Origin of the sequence: Mycoplasma bradburyae, assembly GCF_024338845.1 — a bacterium.
Taxonomy (GTDB): Bacteria; Bacillota_I; Bacilli_A; order Mycoplasmatales; family Mycoplasmoidaceae; genus Mycoplasmoides; species Mycoplasmoides bradburyae.
Map to the genome: position 1 here is coordinate 639,673 of NZ_CP101414.1, position 15,672 is coordinate 655,344.

Here is a 15,672-nt window from a genome sequence, read left to right on the forward strand (position 1 = left end):
ATCTTAAATTAATGGGCAATTTACTAGTTAATTTAATTCAAAAAAGCAGAACAATCTTCAGTTATTTTTTCAATTAAATTATTTAGTAAACTTTCGTGAGCTAAACGAATTGTTGAATAAAATTGTTTAGCATCTGCTGATCCGTGCGTTTTTAAAACTAATTGTTTAAGCCCTAAAACAATTGCGCCAGCATTGTTTTTATAGTCAAATGTTTTAGTTATTTGATAAATAACATTTGCTGAGAATAATGCTCCCAGTGGGTTAATTTTATAATTTTTCTTTAAAATTTTGCCAACAGATTTTAATGCTCCTTCTAAAGATTTTAAAACAAGGTTACCAGAATAACCATCACTTACTAATAAATCACATTCACGATCAATCAAACCACGTGGTTCTATAAAACCTTTAAAATTGATTGTTTGATCGTTTTGCAACAAATCATAAGCTTTTTGATGGTATTCAAAACCTTTAAGTTTTTCTGTACCAATGTTCAAAACACCAACTTCTGGTTGGTATTTTAAAACATTAACAATAAAAGTATTAGCCATCTTAGCTAAATAATATAATTCTTCGCCGTTAAATTCTTTGTTCGCACCTACATCCAAAAAATAAAAACCTTTTTTATCAGTTGTCGGAACATACGACATAAAACCAACTTTAACTTTTTGATTGATCTTTTGAATCATATTATAAGTTAAAGCGACATAAGCAGATGATGAACCTGCTGAGATAATCGTATCAACTTCTTTGTTTTTTAATAGTTCAATTGTTAAAAACATTGAACTATCTTTTTTTTTGTAAGCAGCAAAAACCGAATCATCCATACTAATAGCATTAGTAGTATGAACGATACGATAATTTAAATATTTCTTACCTTTAACAAGAGGCTCAATATAATTTTTATCGCCAACCAAAACAAAAAAAAGATTTTTATGTTTTTTTGCGTATTTTAACACTGCCTTGATTGCTTCACTAATCGGGTTTTCAAAACCCATACAATCAACTGCGATACGGAACATTATTGAACTCCTATGTAATATTGATACAGTTTTTGCGAACCATTAATTGATTCACAATAAATCCCAAATTTTTCAGATATCAATTTAACCACGGTTCTAACTTCGTTACTTGATGTATTCTTACCATGGATAATCAGAATTAATTCAGGTTTTTTAACTTCTTGAACTAAATGACTGACAGTATCTAATAAACATTTATAAATATCACGATCACTTACAACGATCTTTTTCTTAATGATACCGATGTAATCATCTTTAGATACTTTAAGGTGTGGATATTTAATGTTTTTAGCCGATGTTGAAATACAAGCAGATCCTGTTGATTTGATCATCTTATTTAGTAGCTTAACATTATTTTTTAAAGTATCAGAACGCATATAACCACTAATCGCGCTTAGTGATTCAATGAAATTTTGACAAGCAATTAACTCACAGTTAATATATTTTTTAATTTGTGAAATTGCTTCTCTAGCTGCTAATAATAAATTAGTATCATCTACAACAATAATTACATTCTTAGACTTAACACGGTAGATATATTCAATGAAATCGCGAATGGTTGGATTGCCAGTTGCTGAAGTATCAATAAACTGATCAACATCGTAGTTTTGAACGATCATCTTACCTAAAACTCTTGAAGGAACTGTTGCGATGATTGCAGTTTCAGTTCTAAAGTTTTTAGCTTTAGATAGATCGATATTCATTAAGGCTTCAATATTCGCGGTTTTGTGATCATTATCAGCACCATCATCTTGTTTACGTTCAATTACCTGACGGTTCATGTTCTCAATTTTAATTTTTAAGAACTCACCATATACTTGAGCGTGACGTAAAACAACATCTGGAGTTAGTGTATGAGCGTGAAGTTTGATGATCTCTTCGTCTTTGTTATTAATTAAAACTAAAGATTCAACATCTTTTTCAATATCTTTTTTGAATTTCTTTTCATCAAACTTCTTCTTAGTTTGTTTATCTTCGGATTTTAATCCTAGTTTTAATAAAAACTCAGTACAGTAACCATGACCTTCTTCAACTAATTCTTGTTCAGCTTTAGTTGATAATGCCTTCTTATTAACAAACTGCTTATCGTTATTAACTTTAGAAAAGTCTTGAGTTAATTCAGCCAGCATCCCTTCTAAAAAAGATACTAAACCAAATCCACCAGAATCCACTACATTAGCAGTTTTTAATGCTGGTAACATCTTAGGAGTTTGTTCTAGTGCGTCTTTAGCATACTCAACAACTAACTCAAAAAGTTGTTCAACTGATTTAATCTTTTCTTCGTTTTTAATTAACTGTTCAGATGTTAATCTAATAACAGTTAAAATCGTCCCTTCAACAGGAGATTGAATAACGCTATAAGCAACTTCTTTAGCTTCTTTAAAACAATTAATTAATTGCTTAATATCAATCTCATCTGCTTCTGGCAATAATTTAGTAAACCCTTTGATGATTTGACTAAAAATCACCCCAGAATTACCGCAAGCATTCATAAATAAACCTGTAGCAAAGACCTTACCAAGCTTTTGCATGGTCACAAAATTACCATCAGCGATCGTATCAACACCACCCTTCATAGTAATTTTCATATTAGTTCCTGTGTCACCATCAGGAACTGGGAAAACATTTAAATTATTAATGTATTCATAACGTGTTGAAACAATATTATAACCCTCAATAAACATTGCTTGCAACTGTCTTGTGGTTAATGAATCAGATGCCATAAATAAATATCTATCCTTTGATTTCTTTAATAATTAGATTTATAAAATATGGATGATGTTCATCCCAACGAGAAAGTTCATAATAAATGGTACTTTGAGCCATTAAACAGACTTGCGAAGGTCTGATGTCCCCTTTGCAAACAACTAATATTGTGATTGTATCGTTATCAATGGTAATATCTTCATCGCTAAGTTCACCAGCAATTCCAGGTACTAATTTAATAACTTCTTTTAATAAACCCTTGATTAATGGGTCATTATATTTAGTTTTAGCTATTTCCATTATCTAACATTTTACCAAAATTAATTTTATTTAATGATTATCATAAACCTTTATCTTGCAATTCCAATAAAAACCAAGCATCGGATTTTGTGTAATACTCATTCTGATCTAAATATTTAAGAATGAAGTCATCATCATATTTAGCTAAATCAAATACGATCTTATAACTATGAAGTAATTGGTGCTTATAGTTGTTTTGATTATCTTTATACTCTGGCTTAGAATACTTATAATCACCTACCACTGGGTGATTTAAGTATGACATATGCGCTCTAATCTGATGGGTTCTACCCGTAATTAGTTCAACATCTAGCAAGGTATAATCTAGCTTTTTAAAATAATACAAAGTACTGTATTTGGTAATAATTGTCTTATTATGATCAGTCTTGTTATCTTGAATTTTTACCAAGGCTTTATCAGGATCTTTGTATAAATAAGCAGTGCAAGTAGCTTTTTTAGGTTTGATTTGCCCATGAACTAAACAATGATAATACTTCTTAAGGTCTCGACTCTTAATGATTTCATTAAGAGCTTGTTGCGCTTTCAGATTTTTAGCTGCAAGCATAATTCCTGAAGTGTATTGATCTAGACGGTTAGCAATACTAGCAACATAGGAATGGTTATTGAGATAATCATATTGATTAGTTTTAGCTAAATAATGCAAAACGCGGTTTTGCATATTATCAAAACTATCTTTTTCATTAGTTTGTTGAGAAGGTATGCCTAGCGGTTTTTCAAATATGATGATATTCTCATCTTCATATATTAGATCTAATTCAGGTTTAGCTTTAAAAAAGACTGGTAACCCTTTTTTAGAATCAGTTTTTTGAAAATCATAATAAGTAATCAGATCATTAACTCTTAAGATATAATCAAAATCAATTCTTTTATTATTGACCGTTATATCTTTTTTTCTAATCATCTTATAGATATTAGTTCTTGTGTAATCTTTAAGAACTTTGAATAAGAACTTATCGATCCTAATACAATCATCGATTGTCTTTATTTTGATTGTCTTTTTCATATCTTATTTAGTTCGTATAAGATTATCCCTGTTGATGTTGCTACATTTAAAGATTCTGTGTGTTGATCATTAATTGCGATCTTAATCGTAGTATTAGCTAAATCTAATAATCTTTTATTAATCCCATTTCCCTCGTTGCCAAATATAATAATATTTCCACTAGCACTATCAAATTGATCGACCTCAATAGCATTAGCTTTATTAGCAGTTGCCACAAATTTTAAACCTTTTTTATCAACGACATTAATAAAATTATCAAGATCATCAATAACACTAATTTGGTTACTAAAAACAGCTCCAGCTGAAGCTCTGATTAATTTAGGATTATAAAGATTTACAGAATGATTAATAAATATCTTATTAAGGTTAAAAGCAGCAGCATTTCGTAAGATTGTTCCTAAATTATTAGGATCTTGAATATTATCTAGAAAAAGGTAATTATATTTCTTGCTTAGTTCAAAACTTTGGTGATTTAATTGTTTGATTAAATAATAAAAATAACAGTCACCAGCTTGTGTGTTAAGTGTTTTTAATTCTTGATTTAATTCATCTGATAACTCAATTCATCTGATTGAATTATTTTTTAATCTGTTTTTTATATCATTGACAATCTTGCGATCAAATGATTTACTTACAAAAATGGTATGCGGGATTCAGTTATTATTCAAAGCAATTAAATTATTTTTAATCCCACCAACACAAAAATAATCACTAATATGTTTGTTAAAACCATTTTTGTAAGCCACTTTTAAATCTTTATAGATTGGATTAGCTTTAGAATTTATTTTATGAAAGTTGATCATTATCAAATGTTTTTAGATACTCATCTAAAACCTTTATTAATTTGTAAAAATCTTGTTTATTATCAAGACTAAAACCACTAGCAAACTTATGGCCACCACCATTAAACATTGCAGCAAAATGGTTGATAGGAATGTTGTGTGATCTAATTGAACCCTTTCATTTTTGGGATTGGTCATCAAAATAAATAGCTGTTCATATCTTAACGCCATCAATATTATTTAAGGCATGCACCATTGTCATTGGCGACTTAATTCCAAAACGTTTGTGAGCACCTTTTTTAATCGCAATATATGCTAAACCATTACTTGTAATCTTAGCGCGATTAACTACATAAGAATAGTATTTATGTTCTAGGATTGGTTTTAAATATACTGCATCATGCACTTCATTGCGATTGAAGCCTGTGGCTAGTACTTCTGCTGTCATCATAAATGTACTAGGTGTGGTCGCTAAATATAAAAATCTTCCAGTATCAGTAATAATGCCTGCGTAAATATACTTAGCAATTATTGAAGTTAATCTAAAGCCCATTCACTTAATAAATCAACCAATCATCTCAGCAGTTGATGAAAAGGTTGGATCGACTCATTCAATTGAACCAATCGTTTCTGTTTTAGGGTGGTGATCAATTCTAATAATCTCTTTAACTAATTTATGTTGTCCAGTAAGAATTCTTTCGGCATTTGCTGTATCAAAAATAATCCCTAATGATTTTTCTAAAAAATCGATATCAACAGGTTGTTTTTCAAAAGGAAACAAACTAGCTCCAAGTTCTGGATCTAGTTTATAAGTTCCCATTACATAAACCTGTTTTTCGGGATAAATATTATTAACTAATTCTTTGAACGCAAATGCTGAACCTAATGCATCAAAATCTGGTCGTTCATGAACAAAAAAAGTTAAATAATCAAACTCTTTAACTTTTGCCCAGATCTGATCATGCACTTCTAGTTGTTGTCTCATTGTTTATTTAAATCAAATTGGGTGATGTCGTTAGTTATTGAATTATCAATAACAACATCTAAAAAATCTAATGAAGCTTCGATTTTTTCAATAACATCAATCTTCGGATTGGTTATTGGTTTTTTTGGCGCATAAATTGAACATGCATCATCAAACGGAAGAATTGATATGTTGTATGTATTAATCTTCTTGGCGTGTTCAATTATTTGGTTTTTATCATAACACAATAAAGGGCGTAAAACCAATAAATCTTTAGTAGCGTCAGAAATTGTTTTCATGCTGTTTATTGTTTGTGAAGCTACTTGGCCAAGAGATTCTCCTGTAGCAATACAATCATAACCATACCGCTTAATTAACTTGTTGGCAATCTTATAAAAACATCTTCGCATTAAAGTAATACGGTAATTTTCGTATTTTGTATGCGAAAGTTCTTTTAGGACATTCGAAAAATTATGGATAAAGATTTTAGCTTCTTTAACTTGATTATAATTCGAAACGGTTTGAGCTAATAATACCGTTTTATCCAAAGCTTTTTTAGAAGTATGCGGAGGAGTGATAAATGTTAAATAATCAACATGCATGCCCCTTTTGTATAAAAGATCACTAGCAACCGGAGAATCAATACCGCCAGATAATAAAACTAAAACTCGACCTGATGACTTAACAGGTAACCCGCCAACAGCTTTATAACGATTAAGATACAAAACAAAGTTATCTTTAATTACATCAATATAAATTAAATTTGTAGGGTTATTCAAGTTAATCTCAATCTTACGATTTCTTAAACAATGACCAGCCAGAGCCTTTTTAAGACTCAAACTATCTAGTTCATAAGATTTATCTTTACGCTTGATTTCAAAAGCTAATTGATCACCATCTTGAACCATACTTAAAATTTTTGTTTTAAGTTCGTCAATTTCTCTTTCTAAATATTCAACCAAGCATACATAATTAATTCCAGGGATTTTTGTCAGAATATCAATTATTTCTTTTTGGTTATTCTGATCAAATCCACTTATTAACAAGTGGTCGTATTGAGATGTAATTTTTAATTCAAACTTACTGATTGCTTGAACGATGTTATCTTTTAATTGATTAATGAAATCGATTCGGTTGTTATTTTTTAATCATAACTCACCAAACTTAATCATTATTTTGTAATTATTTTTGACCATATAGTACAACTATATAATTTTATGCGATTTTAAAAATTCGATATCAGTTGATGTCATTTTTGGGCTAATTCCCGTAAGAATATGATTTTCATATCACTGCTTAGCTTGTTTAATGTACGGTTCAATGCTAGCTCTATTGACATTCATATCAACAATCTCAATTAAGCGTTTATCAATATTAATTGCTTCTGGTGTTTTGTAATCTTCGGGTCGTAAAAAAATAATTGCGAAACGACCGAAAGAAGCATTTCTTAGATATAGATATAATGATAATTGCAAAATATATTCTTTTTTAACTTTAATATTATTATTTTCATCATATCACTCAAGATATTTTTGACGTTTTTCTTTAACTATTGGTAATCCAGTTTCATCAACCATCATTCTTAAAGCGCCATCAACTTTTTTATAACTAAGCTTATCAATTGATGTTGTTTTAATTTCTAACATTGGATGGTTTTCATCATAAATAATCTTACCGTTTTCATCAACCGGCTCTCCATCAGGAATTCCACCAAAAATATCATTATCTTTAAATAGATCAAATCCAACTTCTTTAGGTTCGTATGACTTGTAGTTAATATTAAATTTATCAACTACATAATCACGTATCTTAGGTTCAATAATCACACCTGCATTAGATAATATAGGATCCATGGTTTCGTAGTAAAGATTAACCATCTTTAATCACTCCATAAACGGCGTGCTAAACGCATTGACCCCTAATATTGTTGGAAATCGACTGCCTGTGATTTTTTTAAATCGACTACTATAAGTTTTTTTGAATTGCTCAGATAAGATAATTTGCCCATCATCTATCTTAAAATTATCTTCTGTTATTAGTTCTTTTTTAAAAGGCATATCTTTATTTATTAAAATTATATAAAACAATGTTTATTAAAAGATATGTAATTAATCCTCTTTTAGAAATAAAAAAAGTTGAAATTGATCAAATTAATCAACTTTATGATTTTTTAAATAGTCTAAAAGATTATCACCAACTAGGTCTGATTAAAGATGAAATGAGTCTGATTCAGCTAGAAAAATACATTTTATCAGCCAAGAAACAATGGACTGATAAGAACGCTTTCTTGTTTGTTATCTATCTAGATAATGTCATTTGTGGTTTGATAAAAATTAGTATCGATAAGACTAATGGACGAATCGAATACTTATTAAAAAATGAAGATGTAGAGATTATTGAAAGTGTTATTAGCTTCTTAATAAAGGTATGTAAATCCACCAATCTTAAATGGCTGTATATTGTTGTTGATAAATCTAAAGCTAAATTAGCTAAGTTATTAAAAACAATCGGGATGTATCAATTAAATGCAATTGAATTAAAAGAAATAAACATTTTAAAAGATGAATCAAATCTGTTAATTAATAATTATTGAGCTAAAAAAGTTTAATTCTTTTATAATATTAAAGGTTAACTATGCGCCCATAGTTCAATCGGATAGAACATCTGACTTCGGATCAGACGGTTATGGGTTCAAGTCCTATTGGGCGCGCCATTAACATAATACTAATAAACTAACTAACTAACTTGCCAGGTAATAATAACATTACCTGGTTTTTATTTTGTAGTAATCAAAACAATAAAAAAGCACAGGTTTTAAATTTACCTGTGCATTTTTTATTTTAAGAGCTGATTATTTTTTAGATTTTTTATCTTTTTTCTTCTTATCTTTTTTCTTCTTATCACCAAAGTCGAAGTCATCATAGTCATCTTCATCAGCATTTTCATCATCAAAAATCGCAGATGCCGCATCTTCATCGAATTGAGATAATCAGTCGTCAGCATCAACTGAATCAGTATCTACACCTTTTAATGCAGGGATATCTTCTTCAACATTAACTTCTTCAGCTTCGCCTTGAACATATACGAATCAGTTACCATTTTCATCAAAGTCACCTTCGTATCATTCTCATTCACCATCTTCTAGATAGTAACCAAAGTTTTCGTTACCAATGTAATCATCAAAGTTGATTTCACCGTTTTCATCTGCGTAGATATAGTTTTCACCTTCTACTTCAACTTCTTCGATTTCTTCTTGTTCAGCAACTTCAGTTTCTTCATCGCTAGCTTCATCAGCTTCTGCTTCTTCTGAAACTTCTTCTTCAGCAGGTTCTTCTTCTACTACATCTTCAACAACTTCTTCTACTGATTCTTCAACAGTTTCTTCTTTAATGAAGTTATTGTCGTCATCGAAGTATCCATCTCATACTCATTCTTCGTTTTCATCGTAATGACCATATTCTTCATTACCAACGAATTGTTCTCAGTATTCTGCTTCTTCACTAGCTTCTTCTTCAACTGGAGTTTCTTCTTGAGCAGCAGCTTCTTCAGCAGCTTCTTCTACAGCTTCTTCTAATTCTTCAGCTATAGTTTGTTCTTCAGATTCTTCGCTAACAGTTTCTTCTGAACTTTCTGTATTACTACTGAAATCGATAATTTCAGGTTCAGGTTGTTCTTCTTCGCTAATTTCTTCAACAGCAGAATCTTCTTCAACAACTTCTTCATCAGATGAAGTTTGTTCTTCTGCTACAGCTTCTTCTTTAACTGATTCTTCAGCTACAACTTCTTGATCAGTTGATTCTTCAGCAGGAGTTTCTTCTACTGATTCTTCCTCATTTCTAAAGAAGTTATTGTCTTCATCGAAGTATCCATCTCATACTCATTCTTCGTTTTCATCGTAATGACCATATTCTTCATTACCAACGAATTGTTCTCAGTATTCTGCTTCTTCACTAGCTTCTTCAGCAGCTTCTTCTACAGCTTCTTCTAATTCTTCAGCTATAGCTTGTTCTTCAGATTCTTCGCTAACAGTTTCTTCTGAACTTTCTGTATTACTACTGAAATCGATAATTTCAGGTTCAGGTTGTTCTTCTTCGCTAATTTCTTCAACAGCAGAATCTTCTTCAACAACTTCTTCATCAGATGGAGTTTGTTCTTCTGCTACAGCTTCTTCTTTAACTGATTCTTCAGTTTCAGATTCTTCAGCTACAACTTCTTGATCAGTTGATTCTTCAGCAGGAGTTTCTTCTACTGATTCTTCCTCATTTCTAAAGAAGTTATTGTCTTCATCGAAGGATCCATCTCATACTCATTCTTCGTTTTCATCGTAATGACCATATTCTTCATTACCAACGAATTGTTCTCAGTATTCTGCTTCTTCACTAGCTTCTTCAGCTGGAGTTTCTTCTTCAGTGGTAGTTTCTTCAACTGCAACTTCTTCTTTAACAGGATTTTCTTCAGATGTAGATTCTTCTGTTACTTCTGTTTCAGATTGTTCTGTTTCTTCTTTAATGAATTGTTGGTTTTCATCAAAGTATCCAGCTCATACTCATTCTTGTTCTTCGTTGTAGTGACCATAGTTTTCATCACCTACGAATTTTTCTCAGAACTCACCTTCTTCAACCTCAGTTTGTTCTTCTACAGTTTCTTCAGCTTGAGTTTCTTCTTGAGCGGAAGATTCTTCAGCTACAACTTCATCTTCAACAGTTTCTTCAGCTGGAGTTTCTTCAACCGCAGCTTCTTCAGAAATTACTTCTTCAGCTTGCGCTTCTTCTTTAATGAATTGTTGGTTTTCATCAAAGTATCCAGCTCATACTCATTCTTGTTCTTCGTTGTAGTGACCATAGTTTTCATCGCCTACGAATTTTTCTCAGAATTGAGCAGATTCTTCTTGCGCATCAGTTTCTTCAGATGGAATTTCTTCAGCTACAGATTCTTCAACTTCAGCCTGTTCTACTGGTAAAACATATTCATCAGTTGTTGAAACTTCTGGTTGCGTTTGATCAGTAACTTCTTCTACAACTTCTTCTACTGCAGGTTCTTCAGGTTGAATTTCTTCAACTACAGTTTCAGGTTGAGTTTGAACTTCTTTTTGAATTGGTTGTTCAACTACAACTTCTTCAGCCACAGTTTCAGCTACAGCTTGTTCTTGAACAGATTCTTCAACTACTGGTTGTTCTTGAACGATTACTTCTTCAGTAATTTGTTCAACTGTTTTTTCTTCGATTACAGGTTGAGCTATGTAATCATCAACAGGTTGAGTAACTACTGGAGTAATAGTTACAGCTTCTTGAATTGGTTCTGGTTGAATTTTTGGAGTAAATGAACTAATACCAACTGATAATAATTGATCTGCAACAATTGGAGATACTTTAACTTCTTCAGCTTCAAGACTTTCTTGAGTAGCTATTGTTGGTTGTTGAACATTTGATTCCTGAGTAGTTTGTCATTCGTATGATTGAACTACTGGTTGAGCGTTTGTAAATGTTGGTTGTTGAATTTCGCTAACTTGAACATTAATTACTTCAGAAGCTAATTCTTCATTAAAGATAGTAGGTTGAATAGCAGGTTGAACAACTTCAACTTTTGTTGGTTGTAATTTATATTGAACTTCTGGTAATTCAACTTTAGAAACATCAATATTTAGAACTTCTTGAGTACTTGATTCATCTGCTAATCTGAATTGAACATTAGTTAAATCTAATTCTTTCTTAGCAAAGATATCTTGTTTAACTTCTTGTTCTTGTGGTTGAACTAAAACACTTTGTGAATCAAATTGAGAAGTTGGTAATTCTACTTTATTAAGATCAACTACGATCGGAGTAACTTCTTGGATTACTTGATCTTCTACTACTTGTTGAACTTCTTGAACTGGTTGAACTTCTTTTTTAACTGCTGAGATATCTGATAAAGTACCTACAAATTGATGAATTGATTTGTAGTTATCTTTATTCGGTTTAATGAACTTAGTAGAATCTTTAAGTTCATTAGCTTTTTTAATTTTTTCAGCTAATTCTTTTTCTCTAGCAGCTAGTTCTCTAGCAGCTAGTTCTCTAGCTTCTTGTTGTCTTAATGATTCTTCTTTAACTCTTAATGCTTGTTCTTTAACTTTAAGAACTCTTTCATTTAGAGCTTGTTCTCTTAATCTTAAAGCTTCTTCTCTAGCTTCTTGATCTTTGATCGCTTGTTCTTTTAATGCTTGTTGCTTAGCTTCAAGTTCTTTAAGCGCTTTTTGTTTTGCTTCGTATTCTTGATCTAGTTGTTCTTTTAATTGAGCTTGTTTAGCTAATAATTCTTTAAGCGCTTCTTCTTCTCTAGCAGCGTACTCTTTAGCTGTTTGCTCTTTTAATAATTGTTGTCTAGCTTCTAGATCTTTTAATAAAGCTTCTTCTCTAGCAGCATATTCTTTTTCAGTTTGTTCTTTTAGTAACTGTTGTCTAGCTTCTAGTTCTCTAAGCGCTTGTTCTTTAGCTTCATATTCTTGAGCTAATTGTTCTTTTAATTGTTGTTGCTTAGCTTCAAGGTTTTTTAATAAAGCTTCTTCTCTAGCAGCGTATTCTTTTTGCGCTTCTTCTCTTAATAATTGTTGTTTTTCTTCTTGTTCTTTTTCAAACGCTAATTTAGCAACTTCTTCTAAAATCTTATTTACTTTAGGTGCAGAATCTGAAATGAATTCACCTTCATCAGTGAAGTAACCATTTCAAATTCAAACATTGTTATCGTTATAGAATCCGTATCTTGAATCCCCTATAAACTTATTGAAGAATGGTTCATCTTTCTTAGTTTCTTCTATTTTTCTAGGTTTAGGAGTATAAGTTAAGAATTCTTCTTTATTAGCAGGTTTGAAGTATTCATCAAGATCACCGTGTTCTTCTAGGATTGAAGTTTTTGAAACTGAATTAATTTCTGTTTGTTCAACTTGTTGATTTCTTCTAGTTGAAACGAATTCGTATTCATCATCAAAGTAACCATCAAATACTCAATCACCTTTAGTGTTGTAGTGACCGTAGTTGTCATCACCAACAAATTCTAATCAGAATGGAGCTTTTAATGAAGAACTTTCTTCTAATACTGAAGCATCAATGATTCTGTCATTATGAATTTTTGAACGATCTCAAGTTAAGATACCTAAATCTTCATCTTTTGGTTTGTTATAAATTGAAGATCTAATTAATTCATTCTTAGTTGGTTTAGTTTCAAGTTCATCTTCAAGAATAACTAAATCTTCATTATCAAAACTTTCTTCTTGATCTTGATCTAATAAGATTTCTAGATCGTCTTCTGGTTGTTCTTGTTCGTCAACATAAACAACATTAGTTTTAGAAGTTTTGAATTTTCTAGATTCAATTTCGTATTCTAAATTATTTTGGTTGTTTTTCTTTCAAGACTCAAATAAACTCGAGAAGTTAGATTCAGATTGTGTAGCATCAGATAAGATATCTAATTCAACCTTGTCAGGTTTGAAGTTACCTTCATCATCAAAGCTACCAGTTCAGATTCAAACACCATCGTTATCATAGTATCCGTACTCTTCATTACCGATGTGCTTTTTGTATCTTGGATCATCTAATAAGATCTTGTGAAGATCTGATTCTGGAGTAATTTCAGTTGTTTTAAGAACTTTAGGAGCGCTAGGTTTTTTAGCAGGTTCTTTTTTCTTAGGGAAGCTTTGTTTTTGTTTTTGACTTAAAACTTCTTCTTCAGTTTTAAATTCGTGTGTTGGATCTGGAATTCAGTTTAATTCTTGATCAAATACACCGTGTCAGATTCAAACTTTTGAAGAACCTTCAAAGTGACCATAAACTGGGTCACCAATTAATTCTTTTCAGAATTTCTTACGTTCAGATGACTTGATCGCAGATAAAATTACGTGTTTAGTTCCATAGAACGGAACTTCATCATCATGAGTGAAAGGAATTCATTTTTGTAATTTAGAGAATTTTCCTTTTCAGTTTCAAGTTTTGTTGTTGTAGAAACCATAATCTGAATTTCCAACATAACCTTCTCAGAATCTGCGTGATGGATCGCTCTTTTGTTGATCACCAAACATTTCATCAATTACATTAGTCGGAACGATACTATTCTTAATTCCGTCAGATTGTTCTTTATCTAATTCTTTTCCTAAATCTAATAATTCATTAGGAGTGTAGATTTCTTCACTTTCAGGCGTTTGATCATCATCTGAAAGATCTAAGTCTAATAGACCGTTGTCTTGAACTAATTCTTCGTGTTTAACATATTCACTTTGAACCGGTTCATTGATAGCTGTTGCTTCGTATTTGATTTGTGGTTGGATTGAATCAATAATTTCATCTTCTAATAAACTTAGATCTAATTCATCTTCAACACTTGCAGAATCAAACTCTTCAAAAGCTGCTAGCTCTTCATCTAGTTTTTCAGTATCAATTAAATCATCTGGTTCAACAGCTCAAATGTTGGTTACAACTGGATCATCTACTTCGATTTCAGATAAATCTACAACGATATCAGATTGCGGTTGTTCAACTGGTTGTTCAACTTTAATTGGAGCTGGTTGACTAACTTCGGGTAAAATTTCACCAATTACTTCAACAGTTTTTTCAACTGGTTCTTCTTGTTCGATTGTATCAGTTACAACAGCTTCAAAATTATGTTGTGTTGTTGGCGCAAAATCTTCTGTTGAAATCTTAGACTGTTCAATTAGAGCAGTTACTTTTTCTTCAGTTAATTCGATTACTTTAGTTTGTAATCTTTCTATCATTTCGTTTTGTTTAGCAACAATACGAAGTTGTTCTTTCATTCTCTTATTGAAAGAACTAATGATATGACTTAATTCTGGTTGCTTTTTATTAGCAACTACTAATTCGTTTTGATTATTGCTTGAGTGAGCTGGTAGTTGGTTAGTTAAAGGATTGTAATCATTATTAACAACAGCTAATTCAGCAGTACTAGCAAACGGATCAAAATCCATTAATTGTTGTGTGTAACTACCTTGTTCTTGTTTGTTTGAATTTTTAGATGGGTTAGTTGAAAAAGGGTTTTGTTGATTGTTGAATTGGTTATAAGGGTTTTGGTTGTATGGCGAAAAACCAGGATGTGGTTGGTAATAATATGGCGGAACCGGATAAGGATTAAAATAAGGGTTAAATTGTGAACGAGAAAACGGATTGATTGGGCGAATGTATCCTCTTGGAATGTACATTCTTGAAGGAATCGGTTGATTTAAACGATCAAATTGATTTTGACGATCAAAAGCGTTTGGTCGTTCAAAACCATTAAAGTTATTATTTTGTCTATCTATTTGTTTATTCTGATTACTGTATGATGGGCCTGCATTCAGGTCATTAAAACTAGGTAGATCATCATAACTATTAGATGATGGTATAACATCATTAAAACTTGGGTGGTATTGATTTCTTACAACAAACTCACCTTCTTGTTCTTTTTTACTGTCATACTTCATTTCATTTGAAAACACAACCTTGTTTTGGTCTATATTTTCCATCTTTTTGAAATGATCACTGTAGTTTTCGTTTTTTAATTCTTTAGTGTAATCTAAAGCAGAATCAGCATAAAACGCTTCAGCCTTGATCTCTTCTTTAATTTCTTTATTGTCTTTGATCGTATCAGTTGAAGCTTTTTTAGCTAATAATTCGAAGTCTTCTTTTTTAGACTCTAAGTATTTTTTATAATAATCAGAATAACTTAAAGATTCTAAACCCTTTTTAGAAACTTTCTTTTTATTACTTCCACCATCTAAAGATATAGAAGCAGGTTCATTATTCTGAATATCACTTTTAGCATTAACAGATGTTTGATCTGCTTTTTTCTTTTCTGCCATATTTATATTATGTGTTATTAATTAATAAATATTGTATTCAGACCAAATTCGCTGAACAC

The 15,672-nt window shown here is 31.0% G+C and carries 10 protein-coding genes and 1 tRNA gene; 2 read left to right on the forward strand and 9 right to left on the reverse strand.

Features of this window, described 5'->3' with window-relative positions; all coding sequences use genetic code 4:
• Positions 1-32 precede the first annotated feature (32 nt).
• The 8 genes from plsX to NMG68_RS02560 are packed head-to-tail and all read right to left on the reverse strand — an operon-like array spanning position 33 to position 7,853.
• Entirely contained in the window at positions 33-1,019 is a 987-nt protein-coding gene (gene plsX / locus NMG68_RS02525) for a phosphate acyltransferase PlsX (RefSeq protein ID WP_255034390.1), read from the reverse strand.
• Positions 1,019-2,743, reverse strand: coding sequence for a DAK2 domain-containing protein (locus tag NMG68_RS02530; RefSeq protein ID WP_255034391.1), 1,725 nt, complete (start codon positions 2,741-2,743; stop codon positions 1,019-1,021). The genes plsX and NMG68_RS02530 overlap by 1 nt, the downstream gene beginning before the upstream one ends.
• Positions 2,744-2,753: 10 nt before the next feature.
• Complete coding sequence (locus NMG68_RS02535) at positions 2,754-3,026, reverse strand: hypothetical protein (RefSeq protein ID WP_255034392.1); 273 nt, start codon at positions 3,024-3,026, stop codon at positions 2,754-2,756.
• Between the two features lie 37 nt (positions 3,027-3,063).
• The gene (locus tag NMG68_RS02540) at positions 3,064-4,050 is read right to left on the reverse strand and encodes an RluA family pseudouridine synthase (protein ID WP_255034393.1); all 987 of its coding nucleotides are present in this window, start codon (positions 4,048-4,050) and stop codon (positions 3,064-3,066) included.
• Entirely contained in the window at positions 4,029-4,853 is an 825-nt protein-coding gene (locus tag NMG68_RS02545; protein ID WP_255034394.1) for a TrmH family RNA methyltransferase, read from the reverse strand. Before NMG68_RS02545 ends, NMG68_RS02540 begins: the two co-directional genes overlap by 22 nt.
• On the reverse strand, positions 4,837-5,817 hold the full coding sequence (locus tag NMG68_RS02550) for a DHH family phosphoesterase (protein ID WP_255034395.1): 981 nt from the start codon (positions 5,815-5,817) through the stop codon (positions 4,837-4,839). Before NMG68_RS02550 ends, NMG68_RS02545 begins: the two co-directional genes overlap by 17 nt.
• Positions 5,802-6,992, reverse strand: coding sequence for a tRNA uracil 4-sulfurtransferase ThiI (gene thiI / locus NMG68_RS02555; protein WP_255034397.1), 1,191 nt, complete (start codon positions 6,990-6,992; stop codon positions 5,802-5,804). The genes NMG68_RS02550 and thiI overlap by 16 nt, the downstream gene beginning before the upstream one ends.
• A gap of 9 nt (positions 6,993-7,001) precedes the next feature.
• Positions 7,002-7,853 carry an MPN551 family DNA-binding protein gene (locus NMG68_RS02560; protein WP_255034398.1) on the reverse strand — a complete coding sequence of 284 codons (852 nt, stop codon included), beginning with the start codon at positions 7,851-7,853 and terminating at the stop codon, positions 7,002-7,004.
• A gap of 29 nt (positions 7,854-7,882) precedes the next feature.
• Here NMG68_RS02560 and NMG68_RS02565 point away from each other — a divergent pair, with 29 nt between their 5' ends.
• Together NMG68_RS02565 and NMG68_RS02570 are read left to right on the forward strand one after the other, a co-directional pair.
• Positions 7,883-8,404, forward strand: coding sequence for a hypothetical protein (locus NMG68_RS02565; protein ID WP_255034399.1), 522 nt, complete (start codon positions 7,883-7,885; stop codon positions 8,402-8,404).
• 28 nt (positions 8,405-8,432) lie between these two features.
• Positions 8,433-8,509 (forward strand) — tRNA-Arg (locus tag NMG68_RS02570).
• Positions 8,510-8,647: 138 nt separating this feature from the next.
• Here the strand turns inward: NMG68_RS02570 and NMG68_RS02575 are convergent.
• Positions 8,648-15,613, reverse strand: a complete 6,966-nt coding sequence (locus NMG68_RS02575; RefSeq protein WP_255034401.1) for an EAGR box-containing protein — start codon at positions 15,611-15,613, stop codon at positions 8,648-8,650.
• Positions 15,614-15,672 lie beyond the last annotated feature (59 nt).